General features: G+C 43.1%; 15 protein-coding genes and 1 tRNA gene. 5 read left to right on the top strand and 11 right to left on the bottom strand.

From position 1 onward, the window contains the following. Window positions 1-151 precede the first annotated feature (151 nt). From DYADSP32_RS11480 to DYADSP32_RS11460, 5 genes are all read right to left on the bottom strand, one after another. Complete coding sequence (locus tag DYADSP32_RS11480) at window positions 152-1,852, bottom strand: DUF2326 domain-containing protein (RefSeq protein WP_149242602.1); 1,701 nt, start codon at window positions 1,850-1,852, stop codon at window positions 152-154. After that, window positions 1,843-2,085 carry an ABC-three component system middle component 6 gene (locus DYADSP32_RS11475; RefSeq protein WP_149242603.1) on the bottom strand — a complete coding sequence of 81 codons (243 nt, stop codon included), beginning with the start codon at window positions 2,083-2,085 and terminating at the stop codon, window positions 1,843-1,845. Before DYADSP32_RS11475 ends, DYADSP32_RS11480 begins: the two co-directional genes overlap by 10 nt. Further along, window positions 2,082-2,768 carry an ABC-three component system protein gene (locus tag DYADSP32_RS11470; protein WP_149242604.1) on the bottom strand — a complete coding sequence of 229 codons (687 nt, stop codon included), beginning with the start codon at window positions 2,766-2,768 and terminating at the stop codon, window positions 2,082-2,084. Before DYADSP32_RS11470 ends, DYADSP32_RS11475 begins: the two co-directional genes overlap by 4 nt. A gap of 262 nt (window positions 2,769-3,030) precedes the next feature. Continuing rightward, complete coding sequence (locus DYADSP32_RS11465; protein WP_414617699.1) at window positions 3,031-4,308, bottom strand: phage integrase SAM-like domain-containing protein; 1,278 nt, start codon at window positions 4,306-4,308, stop codon at window positions 3,031-3,033. Window positions 4,309-4,376: 68 nt separating this feature from the next. Beyond that, a tRNA-Glu gene (locus tag DYADSP32_RS11460) sits at window positions 4,377-4,448 on the bottom strand. A gap of 232 nt (window positions 4,449-4,680) precedes the next feature. On the opposite strand from DYADSP32_RS11460, the gene DYADSP32_RS11455 reads away from it, so the two are divergent. Beyond that, window positions 4,681-7,182 carry a M14 metallopeptidase family protein gene (locus DYADSP32_RS11455; RefSeq protein ID WP_414617698.1) on the top strand — a complete coding sequence of 834 codons (2,502 nt, stop codon included), beginning with the start codon at window positions 4,681-4,683 and terminating at the stop codon, window positions 7,180-7,182. A 4-nt stretch (window positions 7,183-7,186) separates the two neighbouring features. On the opposite strand, the gene aroQ is transcribed toward DYADSP32_RS11455, so the two are convergent. Continuing rightward, a complete protein-coding gene (gene aroQ / locus DYADSP32_RS11450) occupies window positions 7,187-7,606 on the bottom strand; it encodes a type II 3-dehydroquinate dehydratase (RefSeq protein WP_149242606.1) in 420 nt (139 codons plus the stop codon). A 230-nt stretch (window positions 7,607-7,836) separates the two neighbouring features. Here aroQ and xerD point away from each other — a divergent pair, with 230 nt between their 5' ends. Beyond that, window positions 7,837-8,751, top strand: a complete 915-nt coding sequence (xerD, locus tag DYADSP32_RS11445; RefSeq protein WP_149242607.1) for a site-specific tyrosine recombinase XerD — start codon at window positions 7,837-7,839, stop codon at window positions 8,749-8,751. 114 nt (window positions 8,752-8,865) lie between these two features. Here the strand turns inward: xerD and DYADSP32_RS11440 are convergent, their stop codons facing one another. Genes DYADSP32_RS11440 through pgmB form a run of 3 tightly spaced genes read right to left on the bottom strand, consistent with a single transcriptional unit; the run spans window position 8,866 to window position 10,879 of the window. Next, complete coding sequence (locus tag DYADSP32_RS11440; protein ID WP_149240058.1) at window positions 8,866-9,780, bottom strand: IS3 family transposase; 915 nt, start codon at window positions 9,778-9,780, stop codon at window positions 8,866-8,868. An 11-nt stretch (window positions 9,781-9,791) separates the two neighbouring features. Continuing rightward, on the bottom strand, window positions 9,792-10,184 hold the full coding sequence (locus tag DYADSP32_RS11435; protein ID WP_149239641.1) for a transposase: 393 nt from the start codon (window positions 10,182-10,184) through the stop codon (window positions 9,792-9,794). 38 nt (window positions 10,185-10,222) lie between these two features. Continuing rightward, window positions 10,223-10,879 (bottom strand): beta-phosphoglucomutase, encoded by a 657-nt coding sequence (pgmB, locus tag DYADSP32_RS11430; protein WP_149242608.1) that lies wholly within the window; start codon window positions 10,877-10,879, stop codon window positions 10,223-10,225. A gap of 144 nt (window positions 10,880-11,023) precedes the next feature. Here pgmB and DYADSP32_RS11425 point away from each other — a divergent pair, with 144 nt between their 5' ends. From DYADSP32_RS11425 to DYADSP32_RS11415, 3 genes are all read left to right on the top strand, one after another. Beyond that, complete coding sequence (locus tag DYADSP32_RS11425) at window positions 11,024-12,763, top strand: alpha-amylase family protein (protein ID WP_149242609.1); 1,740 nt, start codon at window positions 11,024-11,026, stop codon at window positions 12,761-12,763. Between the two features lie 249 nt (window positions 12,764-13,012). Further along, a complete protein-coding gene (locus DYADSP32_RS11420) occupies window positions 13,013-13,834 on the top strand; it encodes an N-acetylmuramoyl-L-alanine amidase-like domain-containing protein (RefSeq protein ID WP_149242610.1) in 822 nt (273 codons plus the stop codon). 1 nt (window position 13,835) lies between these two features. Continuing rightward, complete coding sequence (locus tag DYADSP32_RS11415; protein WP_414617697.1) at window positions 13,836-14,930, top strand: mechanosensitive ion channel family protein; 1,095 nt, start codon at window positions 13,836-13,838, stop codon at window positions 14,928-14,930. Window positions 14,931-15,323: 393 nt separating this feature from the next. On the opposite strand, the gene DYADSP32_RS11410 is transcribed toward DYADSP32_RS11415, so the two are convergent. Beyond that, on the bottom strand, window positions 15,324-16,694 hold the full coding sequence (locus DYADSP32_RS11410; protein WP_149242611.1) for a sensor histidine kinase: 1,371 nt from the start codon (window positions 16,692-16,694) through the stop codon (window positions 15,324-15,326). Continuing rightward, window positions 16,691-17,368: a response regulator transcription factor gene (locus tag DYADSP32_RS11405; protein ID WP_149242612.1), complete on the bottom strand. Its 678-nt coding sequence runs from the start codon at window positions 17,366-17,368 to the stop codon at window positions 16,691-16,693. Before DYADSP32_RS11405 ends, DYADSP32_RS11410 begins: the two co-directional genes overlap by 4 nt. Window positions 17,369-17,617: the final 249 nt, after the last annotated feature.

Below are 17,617 nucleotides of genomic sequence, written 5' to 3'. Positions count from 1 at the left end.
TTACGCTTTGTTTAGCGAAGCTGGTAACTGCCGAAATATGAAAGGGCGGGCTAGATCGAGAGATATAGTTGTCAATAAACATTTCTCAATAAGTAATTTGTTTACCATCAGCGTTTTAGGTCTTATTTTTCCATCTAAGAAGGTGCGAATTTTAAAATTTAAAGAATTTCTCGTTTTCAGACAATTCTAAAATTGTTCTATCATTAATGTAATCTTCCCCAAGAAATGCTATCCGTTCTTTTAAAACAGAGACCACAAACTGTCCATTTAACGAGTCTGCAATTTCAAAGATAGTTTTAATTTGATTCATATGAACAATCTCAAATTTATCATGAATCGTAAATAGAGGGAAATCTAAACCTAATTCATTGAAATAAGTTATAAAAGCAAAGTCAAGAGCTATAATTTCAGTTTTCTTATATCCATGTCCCACGTTTCCAACGAGGTTATCGAATCCAAATTTCCTATTTTCGTCATCATAGAATATAAATAACTTGTCATCATGAGTCTCACTTGTGTACTGTATCAAAGCTGGATTGAATATGTTTTCGAGATTACTTTTGAGCTCAGCAAGATAACCCATAAATGTTAAATTGACCTCCGCTAGAGATACTTCAAGATCTGAAATTTCGCTTTGTACTTTTTGGATATCTTTTATTTGAGCCATCAATTGACCCTTGTCCATGTAAAGCACGTTAATTTCTTCTCGAATTTTAAGTAAGTCGTCAAATGTACCGGTGTTATCAAGAAGGGACAATAAGTGAGATTGTTCGATTAGTTGTTGATCGAGCTGCAACTTTATTTTATTTCTTTGATTTTCAAGTTTTTTTATGTGTTGCTCAACAAAGCTTAATTTGTTTTTAACCATGCTGTTATGAAAAAGCAAAATTTCTTCAAATGGCTTTTGAACTGATGGGAGTATAAGTTTCGCCTCTTCGTATAACTGCTTAATTGCAATCGGATCTATTTTTGATTCGCTTTCTATTAATTCATTTTTTGTTTTTTTGCTCAAAGAAATCTTGCTATTAAGATTGCCTACTGATGATGAGAGTTCAGCAGTAACGCCTTTAAGTTCCTTTAACTGGTTGATTAAGTGGTCATAAGTAGCAGGTAAATCGATTGTTTTGACAGCTAATTCTTTTTCTTCGATAAATTTTTGAAGGTTGGTTAGTCTGCTTTGAATTTTCGGTAAAGAAGCAGCTCCACTGGTTTTCTTAAGAATTTTTTTTGCTTTATCTAGTAAGTCTGTGAGTCTCAGTCGCTCAGAAATTACTTCTTGATTAGGAAAACCAAAGAGATATAAAAACATCGCTTCATACACTGAATCTGATGTAAAATGGTGTAAAATTTTATATAAATTTCCCTCGGAATATGAATCAGATCGTACGAATTTTTTAATTAAATTTCGAAAGGACACCTTAGTTTCCGTGGGAGGAATGTGAAATATTAGCTGATTTAATGCCAAAACATATTCGGAGTAATTTTTTAACTTCACTCCATCGATATACAAATCTTTGCTAGCAATTAAGGACCGCTGAAGCCTTAGCCTCGTTTTATCCTTTCTCAAAAGGGTGAGTTCGAAAATAACTTCATTTTCAACCAAGAAATTTTTTACGTCGTTATTTTCTTTGGTTTCGCTGTCAGTATAAATATCTTTTCCATTTGACCCTAGACAGAAATCAACAGATCGGATGAAAGTTGTTTTACCAACATTGTTACCGGAAACGGTCGTATCGCCACCGCTTTTACTAGTCGGTGTGGTATCGACAACCAAATTCAAGCCTTTCAAATTGAATGGTATATCTCTTATTAATCCATTTTTAGAGGAAACGATCAATTTTTCTAGAAACATTTTTTTATTTTTAATTTTTCCGTCACCTCTATTGCATTAAGTATAAAAAGCCAATCAAGTGCGTACAAAAAGTAGTTGTAAGTGATATCGATATTAGGATTTTTTCCAACATATTTGTCAAAAATGTACTTCGGATCGACACTTTCAAATGGCTCGTTTTGCAGGATGTCTAATATTCGTCCTCCCATGACGTACATGCTTTTTTCCGGGACCGTGTCTTGTGGTAAAATCATATCTCTCTTTGATTAGGGTTTTCTAAGACCTTACAATCAACAAAAGCATGGCATACTAGCGCGATAACGTTTAATTCAATGTTCTCTGAGCTTAAATGCCCGATTGTATTTGAGTTAGACGCAATTTTGAGCAATAAATTGTTTACTACTTGTGTGAAAATTGAATCGGCGTTTGCACGAATTACATCCATTCTGACCACTCCAGAACCGGCAGATTTGAGATGGTTTCCGACAATTGTTTTGTAGCAACTATTTATGTATTTTAAGAACCGATTTTTTCTGCCTGGTGTATCGGAATCTAATGCGTCATATGCAGAGTCAATAAAAAAGGCATTTTCACAATAATTTTCCTCGATATGCTCTCGGTATAATTCCAGATTATTAAATTCGATTTTTTTCTCAATTTCTGGTGGTAACAACTTCTTTTCGTATAAATCTGAATTTTCCTCGATAGCCAGGAAGAGTGCGAGTACCACAGCATTAGTGTCTGAGGGATTGTTAGGTAGAGACAACAGTCTTTGGAGATATTTGTCATCCACAACAACAGCGTTCTCAATAATTGTCTGATTATTTAAGAAGCCGAAGGTAGTTTGTGTGATTGTCCTCATGCTACTTATTTGATCCCGTTTGCTTGTTTCTCCATCCAGTTGCTTTTTGGTTGACACTATTTTCAGACGTGCCAATTTGGTTGCTGATGTTGGATACTCTGTTAGCAACAAATAAACTTACTATAAATGCAAGGATTGCGCATATGTCGGCAATCAACGAAATGATATCTTCCATTTGAGGGTTTTTTTAATTATTTACAATATGGCAATTTAAATACAATCTTTGCTTGAGATTGTCAAAATATTTTTAAAATTGTAGTACTTATTTTATAAATCCTATGACAATTGCTGATGAATTCCAATATAATTCAATTATAACAATATTTAATATAATTAATCAACTAAAGACAGAGTCTACCAAATCATCATTCTCAGACCTGGTGGCAGCCTTCAAATAACTCTCAGTCACAGATACTGAGCTGTGCCCAAGCGCATCAGATACCTTATGAACGTCGCCTGTCTTTTTATTGGCAATATCAGCAAAGGAGTGGCGGGCGACGTGCATGCTTATCTTCTTTACTCCTATTTTTTCAGCAATAGTGCTTAAATGCCCATTGATCAGGGCATTTTTTGAGCCGATTACTTTTATCCACTCGTCGGCAGTCAGCTTGGCTTTGTTGCTGCTCCGCAGGAAGGGGAATACGTAATCAGTAGGTCTTAGACCGGGGTAGTGGTATTGATGAAGTATCTCCTTCGCTCGGTTGATGAGCTTTTTAGATCTGAACTTATCAGTTTTGCCAGCTGTGTACTCAACCCTGTCGCCCTTCACCTGGCCCCATTGCAGCTGCATGATGTCTGATGTGCGCATTCCCTGAAGATAAAACGAGAGCAAGAAAATATTTTTGCTGTGCCACTCAATCGTCCCGGGATTTAGCTCTAATTTTTCTATATCGGCAATTTGTGTTTCTGATAGCTTCGCCCTGCTTGATTTCGCCTTTTTGGGTTTGTACAAGATCCAGGGAGATCCTTTTTCCGGTACAAAATATCCGGAGTTGAACGCTTCATTGTAAATAGCCTTGATGGTCTTCATGTTGGCGTGAATCGTGTTCACCCCGTTCTTTTGTTTCTTAAGGTGGCGTTCATAGTTTACCAGGAACTCATAATTGATCTCGAGAAAGAAGAGCCCTTTGGTGCCCACATATTCCTCCAGTTTTTTAATCACCGACGCTTGAGACTTACGGGTCCAGGGAGAGACCATTTTTTCAATCCGCGCTTTTGCATAGTCAATAAAGGATTCACCGGTAATTTCTCTTTTCAGCTTCATGACCAAACTTTCCGCAGTGGTCGGTCGGTTCATAATAGACTGCTCCAGATAGGCCCGTTCCAGTTCCAGGATTTTGGCCCGGATCAGGGTATTGATCTGGCGGTATTGCGCATGTGATTTACGGACTTCGGATTTTTCGGGATTCCAATGTTCCTCCGGGATTGACTTCCCAAGGGATACACGTTTTAACTTTCTATTGTGAGTGATTCGAATCTGGATACTTTGAGTGCCGTCGCTTTTTTTGCGATTATTCAACTCAACATGGAAGCTTATGTTACCCATGGCGGATACTGAAACATTTACTGAAACAATTGCCGATACTGCGCGATGCTTGGCGATACCAAGTAACAAAAAAACCGCCTCAATTAAAAACTGAGGCGGTTATTAGTGATACTTGAAAGTGCTTACGCACGGTTTTGTGACCCATAGGGGAATCGAACCCCTGTTTCAACCGTGAAAGGGTCGTGTCCTAACCGCTAGACGAATGGGCCGACTGGTCTCCTACTTCGCGCGTTTTTTAAGCACTTTCTTTCACTTTTCGTTTCCGTTTTCCGAAATCGTGGTGCAAATATGCACGGTTGATTTTTATAATCCAAATGGCAACGGTAAATAAAATGAACATATTTTTTACCTAGCTGATTAACAGTCGCTTCCTGAGGAAACTTTTTTTATTTTTTGGCGCAGGTAAATAAATTCCTATAACTTTTTAAATTTGGTTCACACATGACCTGCCCGATGATGACCAAATGGACCCTGGTGTTTTTTATAGTTTTTTCGTTTCACATTTCATCTGCACAGAACAAAACACCTGACGCGTTTTTAGGATACAAGCTAGGGAGTCGTTTCACTTATCATCATCAGATCGTCGATTATGTAAAGGAACTGGCTTCCGTCAACAAGGATCGGGTCAGGCTTGTTCAATATGGTAGCAGCTATGAGGGCAGGCCGCTGATGCTCGCCATCATTTCTGCAGCGGAAAATATGGCGGACCTGGAAAACATCCGTACCAGCCATTTAAAGAGCCTAAAAATGCTGGAGGGTACACCTACCGGGAAAACGCCGCCGATCGTGTGGTTGAGCTATAATATACATGGCAATGAGGCGGTCTCGGCCCATGCAAGTATGCAGGTGATGTACGAACTGCTCAATAAAGACAATAAACTGACGCAGGATCTGCTCAAAAATACGGTTGTAATCCTGGATCCCTGTCTCAATCCCGACGGCTTTGAGCGGTACACGCAATGGTACAACCGGGTTCAGAATGCGGTACCCGACGTGACGCCGTTTGCCCTCGAGCACGACGAGCCCTGGCCAGGCGGGCGTTTTAACCACTATTTGTTCGACCTGAACAGGGATTGGGCCTGGCAGGTTCAGAAGGAAACGCAGGCGCGGGTGGCGGTCTACAACCAATGGATGCCGCATGTACACGCCGACTTTCATGAGATGGGGTCAAGCCGGAGCTATTATTTTCCGCCAGCGGCCCGGCCTTTCCATCAATATATTACAGGGTGGCAAAGGGAATTTAATGAGATCATCGGTGAAAACTGCCGGAGGTATTTCGATAAAAATAACTGGACATACTTCACCCGGTACAATTACGACCTTTTTTATCCCAGCTATGGCGACACCTGGCCCACATTTAACGGAGCCATCGGAGTTACTTACGAGCAGGGTGGCGGTGGCCGGGCCGGGCTGGCAATCGAAAGAAAAAGTGAAAAAGACACGTTGAAGCTCTCTGACCGGAGCGAGCGACACTTCGCGACGAGCATGGCCACACTGGAGGCCGTCTCTTCGCAAAAGGATCGAATCGTAAAGGAATTTATAAAATATCATGAGGAGGCAGTTTCATCGCCAGCCGGAAACTTTAAAACCTACGTAATCAAGGCTGAAGGGAATGAGGGGAGACTCAGCGCATTTGGGGAATGGCTTTCCCGCCAGGGTTTTGTGTATGGCAGGGCCGGAAAGAACAGCAATGCCAAGGGTACGGAGTTGTCGACTGCAACAGAACATACGATCAAAATAGAAGCCAATGATCTGGTGATAAGCGCCTTTCAGCCTAAATCCAACCTGATCCGTGTTTTGTTTGAATCGAAGCCCGTGCTCGAAGATTCAGTGACTTATGATCTCACCAGTTGGGGCGTGTCCTACCTGTTTGGGCTTAAATCTTTCGGGCTGAAAGAGAAGCTGTTGCCAGTAAATATCCAGGCTGCAACGGTGGTAAATAATACTTCCGCAGTCAGCCCGTACGCCTATCTGGCTAATTGGTCGTCGGTGGCAGATGCTGCTTTTCTTGCTGAGCTTCTAAAAAGAAAAATACTGGTAAGGACTTCCAATGTCCCGTTTGAAATGAACGGCGTTCAGTTTGCCGCAGGAACGCTTGTTATCACCAAAAGAGGGAATGGGGAAAAGAATTTTGACTATCTGGTAACATCACTGGCAGGCAAACACCACGTAAAACTGACTTCCGTCCATACCGGATTCGTATCCAGTGGTGCTGATTTTGGTTCCGACTACGTACCCGTTCTCAAATCGCCAAAGATCGTGACGCTGGCTGGTGAAGGAATAAATCCAACAGCCATGGGAGCCATTTGGCACTTTTTTGAGCAGCAGATCCAATATCCGCTCACGCTGGTAAACGGCGATAAACTTGTCACGCTGCCGTGGAGTGAGATAGACGTGTTGATTCTGCCCGACGGTAAGTATGAGCAGATACTTACGGAGAAAGTGATGGAGCATTTGCAGGCGTGGATTCGGAGTGGGGGAAAGCTGATTGTGATGGAGAAAGCTGCCGAGATGTTCGTGAACAAACCGGGTTTTAGCCTCACCCGCAAGGGGTACGACCGGACCAAAGAAAACACATTTAAGAAATTCGGTGACAAAGAGCGGTCGGAAGCCAGCGAGTCGTCACCGGGGAGTATGTACAATGTAACCCTTGACGCCACACATCCCCTGGCCTTCGGATGTGGTAAAGACTACTTCACACTCGTGCGTGACGCCTATGACATTGGTTTTCTGAAAGAGGGTTGGAATGTGGGATACCTGAAAGAGGGAGGATACAAAGCGGGCTTTGTAGGTAGCAAAATAAACGAAAAGCTCAAAAACACCCTGGTGATGGGTGTTCAGGAAATCGGGCAGGGCCAGGTGGTATATCTGCTCGATGATCCGCTGTTTCGCGGAATGCTCTATGACGGAAAGATACTATTCAGCAATGCGGTTTTTCGTTAGAAAATTACTGCAAAAAGTATCGGACCGCCAGTTCGTAACCTTTTAATCCCAAGCCGCATATCATGCCTTTGCACCTGCTGGTGAGGTAGCTGTGGTGGCGGAACGCTTCCCTTGCATGGATATTGGAAATGTGCACTTCCACCGCCGGCGTCGTGACCGCCGAAAGCGCGTCGGCTAGCGCAACGGAAGTATGGGTGAGTCCACCGGCGTTGATCACAATTCCGTCGAAGGAGAAACCCATTTCATGAATCTGATCGATGATTGCTCCTTCGTGGTTGGATTGGAAATAGTGAAGTTCAACTTCCGGAAATAACGATTGCAAAGTCTGGAAATAATCTTCAAACGACTGGTTCCCATATACAGTAGGCTCCCGTTTTCCTAAAAGATTGAGGTTGGGGCCGTTGAGAATAAGAATTTTCTTCATGGAGTTTCTGGCTTTTAAATAACAAACACTAATTGGGCGCGATTTCAAATAATTGGCTAATCTATATTTTAAGCGCTGTCCTGTTCGGGATGAAGGTCGGAATATGAAAACAAAAACGTTGGTATGCGTATTAGTTTTTAATATTGTACGACCATTGGCTCGCGATACCTCTACCCGTTTCATATTGGCGAGGCAGCGCTGGTATTATTTCCTCGTTATTCAGCATTTTTATGTGGCAAAGCTACATCAAACATTTTAAAAATTATCTGCGCCTGGAACGTTCATTTTCTGATCATTCTGTGCAGGCATACGTCCGTGATACCGAGAAGCTTGCTGAATTTCTCGAAATTGAACAGATCCATGTTTCCCCTGTTGAAGTAAAGGAGGAGCATTTACTGGCGTTTCTGAAATACATATCGGAGCTTGGACTGGCTGCGCACACGCAGGCACGAATGCTTTCGGGAATCAAATCGTTTTATAAATACCTGCTGCTCGAAAACGAAATCAACGAGGACCCCACCGAGCTTATTGAATCTCCGCGTTTGCCTCGCAAGCTTCCGGATGTATTGTCCTATGAAGAAATAGAGCTGTTGATTGCGGCAATTGATCATTCCACACCCGAAGGGACGCGAAACCGTGCCATGATTGAGGTTCTTTACAGCTGTGGTCTGCGGGTGTCGGAGCTTACGGGCCTGCAGCTTACACATTGTTATTTCGACATTGGTTTTATAAGGGTGCTGGGGAAAGGGGATAAGGTGCGCCTGGTGCCGATAGGGAAGGAGGCCATAAAGTATACGATGCTATATATTGAGCATGTTCGCAATCACATGGCAGTCAGCAAGGAATCCGAAGACATTTTGTTTTTGAACCGTCGTGGCAAACAATTGACCCGAGTCATGATATTTCTGATTATCAAGGAAGCGACCGAAAAAGCGGGTATTGACAAAAATGTAAGTCCGCATACTTTTCGTCATTCATTTGCCACCCACCTGATTGAGGGTGGTGCCAGCCTGCGGGCTGTGCAGGAAATGCTAGGTCACGAATCCATTACCACCACCGAGATTTATACACACCTCGACCGCGATTATCTGCGCCAGGTGATTACGGAGTTTCATCCGAGAGGGAGGATTATTAATGGAGAATGAGCCGGGGTGGGGGCGACAATGGAGAATTATTAATGGAGAATGGAGAATGGAGAATGGTTAGTTCTTGTGATTGCCTAGTATAGGTTGCCTTCAGTTTAAAATTATGAATAAAGTTTAAAATTGAATTATACATTGATCTGGATTGTGATTTTTAGATTCTGATGCAGTCCAGATTTTGAGTTTAGGCCTTTCAGAGTCTTTACGTTCTTTGATTTTTTGTTCAAACGCGATCGGTGTAGCACCGTCTAGGGCTGAATGCGGTTTTTGGTTGTTATAAGTCTCAACAGCTCGTTTAACTTCTGTTTTTAGCATTTGAAAGCTTGTAATATTCCAATGAATCAGATACTGATTTTTGATGGTTCCGTTGACCCGTTCTATATGCGCGTTTTCATAGACAATGTTGCACATGCTGATACGAATTTTGTGCTCTTTCAGTAGATCAGTGTAGACGTCGCTGATGTATTGTCCCCCCCGATCCGAGTGGTGTATCAGTTTGTGCTCATAGCTGTGTAAACCCCTTATAGTCAGAGCCATTTTCAGAGCGGCGACATTGTTTGCAGCTCTCATGTTATCTGCAACAGAATAACCGACAATCAATCTGGAATACACATCCATGATTAAAACAATATAACAGTCTTTATTGTCGACTTTAAAGTACGTTAAATCGCTAGTCCACAGTTGATTAATATTATCAAGCTCTTTATCTACCAGCAGGTTCTGGTAACGGCTGTATGGACTGGAAAAGGTTGTTCGGGTTTTGTTCCGAAACACTTTCACCCTGAATCCATAGTAAATGCCGATACTGATGAAAGCATCTCTGCCAATACCTTCGGGCTGACAAAGTTCATAGATAGTTCGAATACCCATAGCTGGGTGAATCTCGCGTACCTGCATGATCAGCCCTAATACCAGCTCTTCCTGGTTTTGCCAGTGAATCTCTCGCTGCAAGGACTTATAGTGCCCTTGCTTACTGATCTGGCAATGAGTATACAAGCCGCTCATCGAATACATGTGGTTACTTAAATTCATACGAAAGTGCTCTAAGGTCCAGGATTGAAACTTTTTTTTAGATCGACATCCAGTTCCTTAGAGGCGATCTCAATGAGCTTATCCTGATAATCGATAATCATTTGTTTTTGACCAATTGCACGTTCCAATTCAGCAATTTTACCCTGCAACTCAACAAGTTTAACAGCTTCGCTATCTTTTTGTACAACCATGATAGTTCCCTTTTTGTGATCAGGAGAATATTTATAAATCCATTTGTATACGGTATTCTGGCTTACTGACCACAATTTAGAAAAAGACAGAATGCTGATCTCACCAGCCGAAATTTGCGCTACCTTTTCGCGTTTGAACTCTTCACTAAACACACGATATGGACGAATATTCAGTTTTGTACTTTTTTTAGTTTTTAATTTCGAATTGCTCATGTTAAAATTACCGTTTAAGGGCAACCTATGTTAGGCAATCACATCTCGGCGTTTAGGAGGTTTTGCAATGAGAAATTCTTGAAACCCTCAACAACAATATCTGCTTCTGTGAGCACGGACGCTTCGCCGATACCTACCGCAAACATGCCCGCGGCCTTCGCTGCCTGAATGCCCGCCACTGCATCTTCAAATACCACACATTGTGCATGATCTGCATTCAAATCATTTGCTCCGATCAAAAAAACCTCCGGATCCGGTTTGCCTTTGGTGATCCGGTTGCCGTCGACGATGGTTTCGAAGTAGGACAGCATATCAATTCGTTCGAGTATTACCCGGGCGTTTTTACTGGCCGAGCCTAAACCTATACGGATCGATGACGCTTTGAGTTCTTCCAGAAACGGTCTGACGCCCGGAAGCGTATCGTCCGGAGTCATTTGTTGGCAGAGTTCCAGATAAAGTGTGTTCTTTTCAGTGGCATAGCTGATCTTTTGCTCCTCGGTAAGACTTACTTTTCCGATTGAAAGAATTATATCCAAAGATTCCATTCGGCTTATGCCTTTCAGTAACTCGTTTTGTTCCAGGCTTAAATCAAATCCCAGGTCGTTGGCAAGCTTTCTCCAGGCCTGATAATGGTATTTGGCAGTATCCACAATTACTCCGTCGAGATCAAAAAGGCAAGCTTGGATTGTCGGCATATCATTTGAAATTTAATATCTTGCAAAATAGTAAAAAAGGGGCTCATGTGCTGCTTAAATGGTTATAATTAGACCGCGACTGTCTATCAACCTCCATTTTTACTGTACCATACGAAGTGCAGATTCTAAAAAAAACATAAAAATATGCCTGCTGAAAACAAGGATAAATTGGTTGTGTACCAAGTTTTTACACGCCTGTTCGGTAATCAGAATACAACCAACAAGTTTTATGGAACCATAGAAGAAAACGGATCCGGAAAGTTTAACGACATTACGGATGTTGCCTTAAAAGCATTAAAGGAATTTGGTATTAGCCATGTGTGGTATACGGGTATTATTGAGCATGCAACGTTGACAGATTACAGCAGCTATGGAATCTCGAACGATCATCCGTTAATTGTAAAAGGTATTGCCGGATCGCCCTATGCCGTTAAGGACTATTATGACGTGGATCCGGATCTGGCCGTGGATGTTGCCCAACGGATGCAGGAATTTGAAGCGCTTATTGCGCGTACACACAATGAAAATCTAAAAGCGATTATAGATTTTATTCCCAACCATGTAGCCCGTCAGTATAACTCAGATGCCCGACCCGCTGGTGTGCGCGATTTTGGTGAAGATGACGACGTCTCGGTCGGATTTGCCCCGGCAAATAACTTTTATTATATCCCGGATCACGACTTTGTGGTTCCTGAAGGTCATAAATCGCCAATTCCGACGGTTGCTCCCTATTTCGAGAGACCTGCCAAAGCAACGGGCAATGACGTGTTCAGGGCCCAGCCAAGCCAATATGACTGGTACGAGACAATCAAACTGAATTATGGGATTGATTATCTCAATTCCGGCGTTACGCATTTTGACCCGATTCCTTCCACCTGGACCAAAATGTACGATATCCTGGCCTACTGGACTGGTAAAGGTGTGGATGGTTTCCGGTGTGACATGGCGGAGATGGTGCCGGTAGCGTTTTGGGGTTGGGTTATTCCCATGATTCAAAAAATAAACCCTGAGATCATTTTTATCGCAGAAATATACAACCCGTATCTATACCACAGCTATGTAAAGGAAGGGAAGTTCACTTATCTCTACGATAAGGTAGGTCTGTACAATTCGCTTCGGAAGCTGATTGAGGGACATGGAACCGCGGAGGAGATCACGCGTCTGTGGCAACAGGAATCAGGTGATATTTCGGATAATATGCTCCGATTTCTAGAAAATCATGACGAGCAGCGTATTGCGTCACCCTTTTTTGCCGGTGATCCCTGGAAGGCGGTGCCTGAAATCACATTGAGTGCTACCATGCAAAGGGGGCCTTTTATGATTTACTTTGGCCAGGAGGTGGGTGTAAGTGCGGCATTGGGCGAAGGTTTTCAGGGTGATGATGGCCGGACTACCATTTTTGACTATTGGGGCGTAACAGAAATCCAGGGCTGGATCAACGAGGGGAAGTTTGATGGAGCCGGACTTACTGAAAATCAAAAACAGCTGCGTCAATTTTATGAGCGTTTGAATCATTTTATTACCACCAATGAGGCCGTATTTGCCGGTGAATTTTATGATCTGCAATATGTGAATGACAATGGACAAAGCCCCAACTACGACAAATCCCGGTTGTACAGCTACATGCGTTACACCGCTGACCAGCAGCTACTCTTTATTTATAATTTTGACAGGGAGAGCGGTTTTCATACCAGTGTGAGCGTTCCGGAAGGGCTTTGGAACCATACCCTGCAGCTTGGCGAACCCGAGCAATACGTGCTCAAGCCGGTGTTCCCACTGCTGGAACCAGTCGCCACACAGGAAGCAACCGGCATATTCTCAACGGGTATACCCCTTTATCTGCCGCCGGTTTCTGTTTTTGTTTTCGAAATTGTTAGCAAGTAGGGATTAAAAAAGTATGGCACTGCTTTCTTTAGTCAAAAGCATCCATGCATACATTTTTTTGAACAGAGAATAAGGCACGTAACCCGTGGGCACTCAGGCATTGGGTAAGTGGATTAGGCCTGGGGATTTAGCTTTTGTATCAAAAGTCCTATAAATTTGCCGGAAAGCATTAGGTTTTCGATCCTAGCCTTTGCACAGCCAGGTGATGGAATTTAAATTAGCGCGTACTTAACGAAAGGAAAGAATAGAATGCAACGGATATTGATATATATATTACTATTAACTGTTTCACTGCCTTCCCTGGGCCAGTCTGCCAATCAACGGATATTTACCCAAAAGATGGATCTTCCTGCAAGTGGTGATATAGGTACTCAGGTACTGCGCATGGGTGAATCATTCCTAGGTCAGCCGTATGTGGCTGGGACACTGGAAGGAAACCCAACCGAAAGGCTTGTATGTAAATTCGATGGGCTTGATTGCACCACCCTGGTAGAGAGTTCGATATCACTTGCTGTGGCAAAAGTAGAGAACCAGAGTTATGAGGGTTTTAAATCTGAGTTAACCAAATTGAGGTACCGTGACGGTGTTGTGGATGGCTACGCATCCAGGCTGCATTATGTGCTGGACTGGTTGTATGAAAATGAGAAGAGGGGTAGATTGACGGATATTACTGCCAAAATTGGTGGAATCCCTTATGTCAAAGAAATTAATTTTATGACCAATCATGCCAAGCTGTACCCTGCGCTGGCAGTGATTGATGTATGGGAGAAGGTAAGGGAACAGGAAAGTAAAATAAATGAGAGAGATCATTCGTATATTCCGAAGTCAGATATCCAGAAAGCAGAACCCATGCTTCACGATGGTGACATTGTTGCCTTTACTTCCTCTGTGGAAGGGCTGGATGTAAACCACATGGGCATTATCACCAAAATAGGTAATCGTGCTTATCTTCTACATGCCTCCCTGGGCTTGAAAAAGGTGATTCTTTCTCACGTTCCCCTGGCTGAGTATGTTTCCTCCGTTCCAAAACATACAGGTATGATTGTTGCCAGGTTGACTGATCAAAATTGAGATGATCACGTTCCCTGAATTTCTGGACTTAAAAAATTCTCCCTGGCTGATTATATTGCTTGCCGCCATGCTGGGGCTTGCGATGAGCATTTTCCTGAAAAGGGTCATCAGGCTTACGGCCCGGAAGGGGAAGTGGAAAATATTGAAATCGATCAGTCAGAACCTGACGAATGTCCTTCACTATTTTGTGCCCCTGGTTTTCATTACGTTGGTAACAAGGGCTTATTCCTATGCGAACCCTCAGTATTCCTGGACACACGGAATCAGTAAAACGCTACTCATAGCGGCCTCTACCTGGTTGCTTGTACGGATTGTTATCATCATCGAAAAAGTGCTGATAGAGGATCTTGATTTTCAAAACCCCGATAACAGTCACGCAAGGAGGCTGTTTACGAAAATTAAGTTTATAAAAAGGATAATTATCATCCTGATTATTCTCATCGGGGTTTCTATTTTGTTGCTGAGCTTCGACAGTGTCCGCCAATACGGGGTGGGTATTCTTACGTCGGCAGGGATCGCCAGTGTGATCGTGGGTTTTGCTGCACAAAAGTCCCTGGCCAATCTGTTGGCAGGCGTTCAGATCGCGTTTACGCAACCCATCAAAATTGATGATGTGGTGATTGTGGAAGGCGAGTGGGGGAGGATTGAGGAAATCAATCTGACATACGTGGTCGTCAATATTTGGGATCTGCGTCGTCTTGTATTGCCCATCACCTATTTTGTCGAAAAACCGTTTCAAAACTGGACCCGAAATGAGAGTAATCTGATTGGATCCGCTATTTTTCATTTGAATTATTTTGCCCCTCTGCCCCAACTTCGTGAGAAACTGGAGGAGATATTGAATAACACTCCTTTGTGGGATGGCAATTCGTGGGCCTTACAGGTAACGGATACGCAGGCACAATTTATGGTTGTGCGAGCTATTATGTCTGCACGAAGTTCATCACAAGCCTTTGATCTCCGCTGTCTGGTTCGGGAGGAAATGATCACATTCATCCGGGAAAAGTATCCTGAATCGTTGCCCAGTTTCAGAATTGAAACAGAAAAAAGGAACCCATATGCAGAGGGGGAAGGGGGAAATAGCCAGCAATCATAAAGACAAAAAAGTGGTCTCCGAAAATCAGAGGCCACTTTTTTTCTTACTACTCACCTAACTCAAATTTAACTTATTACAGTTACTCTTTGGTTTAATCTTTCTGCCAGAGGCGATCACATTTGATGAATTTAAAACGAATGCATCGAACACACGCCGGTGTATTCATCAATAGTAGAGCTGGTTTCATATTCCATTGTTAATCGGTGAGCCAGAGGAAACCGCATGGTTCTGTCGTATTTTGGATAAATCCATTGAGCCATTAGTCACAAAACCGTAAAGTGGAAAAGCGACTAATGGAGGGTAAGGTTGTACTGACCAATCAAATGCGCTGATTGATGGTACAAATCACCTTTTGGTTTGTTAAAGCCGGATTAATGCGGGATTAAAAAAGCATTAAAAGGGAAAGAATTTAAGCAGAAAGGTGCTGCCTACACCCATTTTGGACTCTACTTCAATTGTTGCGCCCTGCATACTAAGAATCCGTTTGGTAAGGGCAAGGCCAATTCCATATCCGGCTTTATTCAGGGTGGTGGCGCTTCTGTAAAAGGTGTCGAAAATATACGGCAGGTCGGCTGCTTCAATGCCCACACCTGTATCCTTGAAGGCGATTTTGATCACATCTTTATCAATATCCAGAAACACATTCACTGAATGGTTTTCGGAATATTTACAGGCATTGTCCATCAGATTTACAAAGGCAGTTCGCAACAGACTCTCGTCACCAAAACGCATCAAATGATTTTCGTCTTCGGGTATGTTTCCATAAAGCACATGTACCTTGTAGCCAGCGTTTTTTTGCATTACAAAGTCGTGAGCTTGCCACAGCACTTCGTCGACACGTATTTTGGAGAATGTTCCTTTAAACGCCTGCTCCTCCGTACGAGCCAGTTCCAATAATCGATTTACCAGCTCATTCATTTCCTTCACTTCACCCAAAATCCCTTTCAAAGCGTCCTGGTAGTAGGTCGATGAGCGCTCTTTCATCAGCGTAACTTCTACTTCGCTCATAATGAGGGCAAGCGGGGTTCTTAGTTCGTGAGAGGCATGAGATACGAAAGTTTTTTGAGCTAAAAATGCGGTTTCCAATCTGCTAAGCATCAGATTGAAAGTTTGGGCCAAAAGGGCCAGCTCGTCTTTTTCCCTGCCTACCGACACCTTTTCGTGCAGGTTTCCTGCCGAAATATTATTGACCTGCGCAATGATGTCCGATACGGGTTTGATCGCATCATTAGCAAATTGCCAACCCGAAACACCCACCAGGATAAGGGCAAGCAGCCACCCAACAACGAGAATTTCCCGCAGGCGCTGAAGTTGACTGGTACCCAGCCGGTCCTTTGCGGTGGCGACGACCACCCAGGGTTTTCGATGGTCCTGGAGGATGTGGCGTGTGATGAGGACTTCCTTGCCCGCGTGTTTAATACGGATTTCCTTTCCACCCTTTGCTTCGCTGAGCATCTGCCTGGAAAGCCGGAACTTTTCCCTGCCACTGTTAAAAATGGCTGAATCGGCCGCATTATAAATCGTGATTTCTTCGTCGAGCAGGACCGTGTTGTTCTCCTTTTCTATTTTTGCAATTTCTGCCTTACTGATGTGGTTACTGGCCTCTACCAGCTGTGCAATCGCCTGCACCCGTTCGTTAAGGAAATTAAAGAACTGATTTTCACGATATTGATCGTAAAAATAATAAATAGACAAGCAAAAAAGTGCCAGGATGGAGCCCACGAGCATGGTGAACAACATGGTCAGGCGTGATTTGATGTTCATTCTTCTTTGAAGATGTAGCCCATTCCTACCACCGTATGGATCAATTTTACGGGATATTCCTTATCCACTTTCTTTCGCAGGAAATTGATGTATACATCAATCACGTTGGTGCCGGTATCAAAACGAATGTCCCAAACCTGCTCTGCAATATCTACTCTTGACACCACTCTTCCCCTGTTTCGCATCAGGTATTCCAGCAACGCAAATTCTTTTGCCGTCAGATCGATGCGGTTTCCACCGCGTCGCGCTACTTTTTCGTCCAGATTAAGTTCAAGGTCAGCCAGTTTGAGAACCTGGCTCGATTGCTCCCGGCTGCTATTCCTTTGCGACAATACTTTTATTCTGGCGATAAGCTCTCGAAATTCGAAGGGCTTTACAAGGTAGTCATCTCCCCCTGCATCAAATCCGTCAAGCTTGTCATCAATGGTGCCGAGCGCTGTGAGGAAAAGTATTGGTGTGGTGAGGCCGTCTGCCCGGAGTTGTCTTGCCAGGTCATAGCCATTCAGGATTGGCAAATTTACGTCCAGCACGATGACGTCAAACTTGTAACTGGTAGCAATTTTTTTCCCAAGTAATCCGTCGTATGCCAGTTCAACCTCCCATGACTGCTCTTCCAGGCCACGTTTTAAGAAGCCAGCCAACTTAGGTTCATCTTCTATTACCAGTAATTTCATGTGTGAAGATTTGAGCGATTATATAGCGGACTGAGGAATACTTTAAACTGCCGTGGCATTGGTGAGATAGACGTATTGGCACAGTCGAATAATACAGGTCGATTTCAGCTAATTATAAAAAAGCCATTCGCATTTCTTTGAATGGCTCTTGTGAAATTTTAAATCATTACGAGCACCTTGAGATTTTTGTACTGACCTAAAAAACAATTTGAAAATGCGCACCTACCTATGGTTTTAGCGGGTGATGTA

The sequence above is a fragment of the Dyadobacter sp. 32 genome, assembly GCF_902506755.1.
Classification (GTDB): domain Bacteria; phylum Bacteroidota; class Bacteroidia; order Cytophagales; family Spirosomataceae; genus Dyadobacter.
This window is presented reverse-complemented; position numbering and strand designations above follow the sequence as displayed.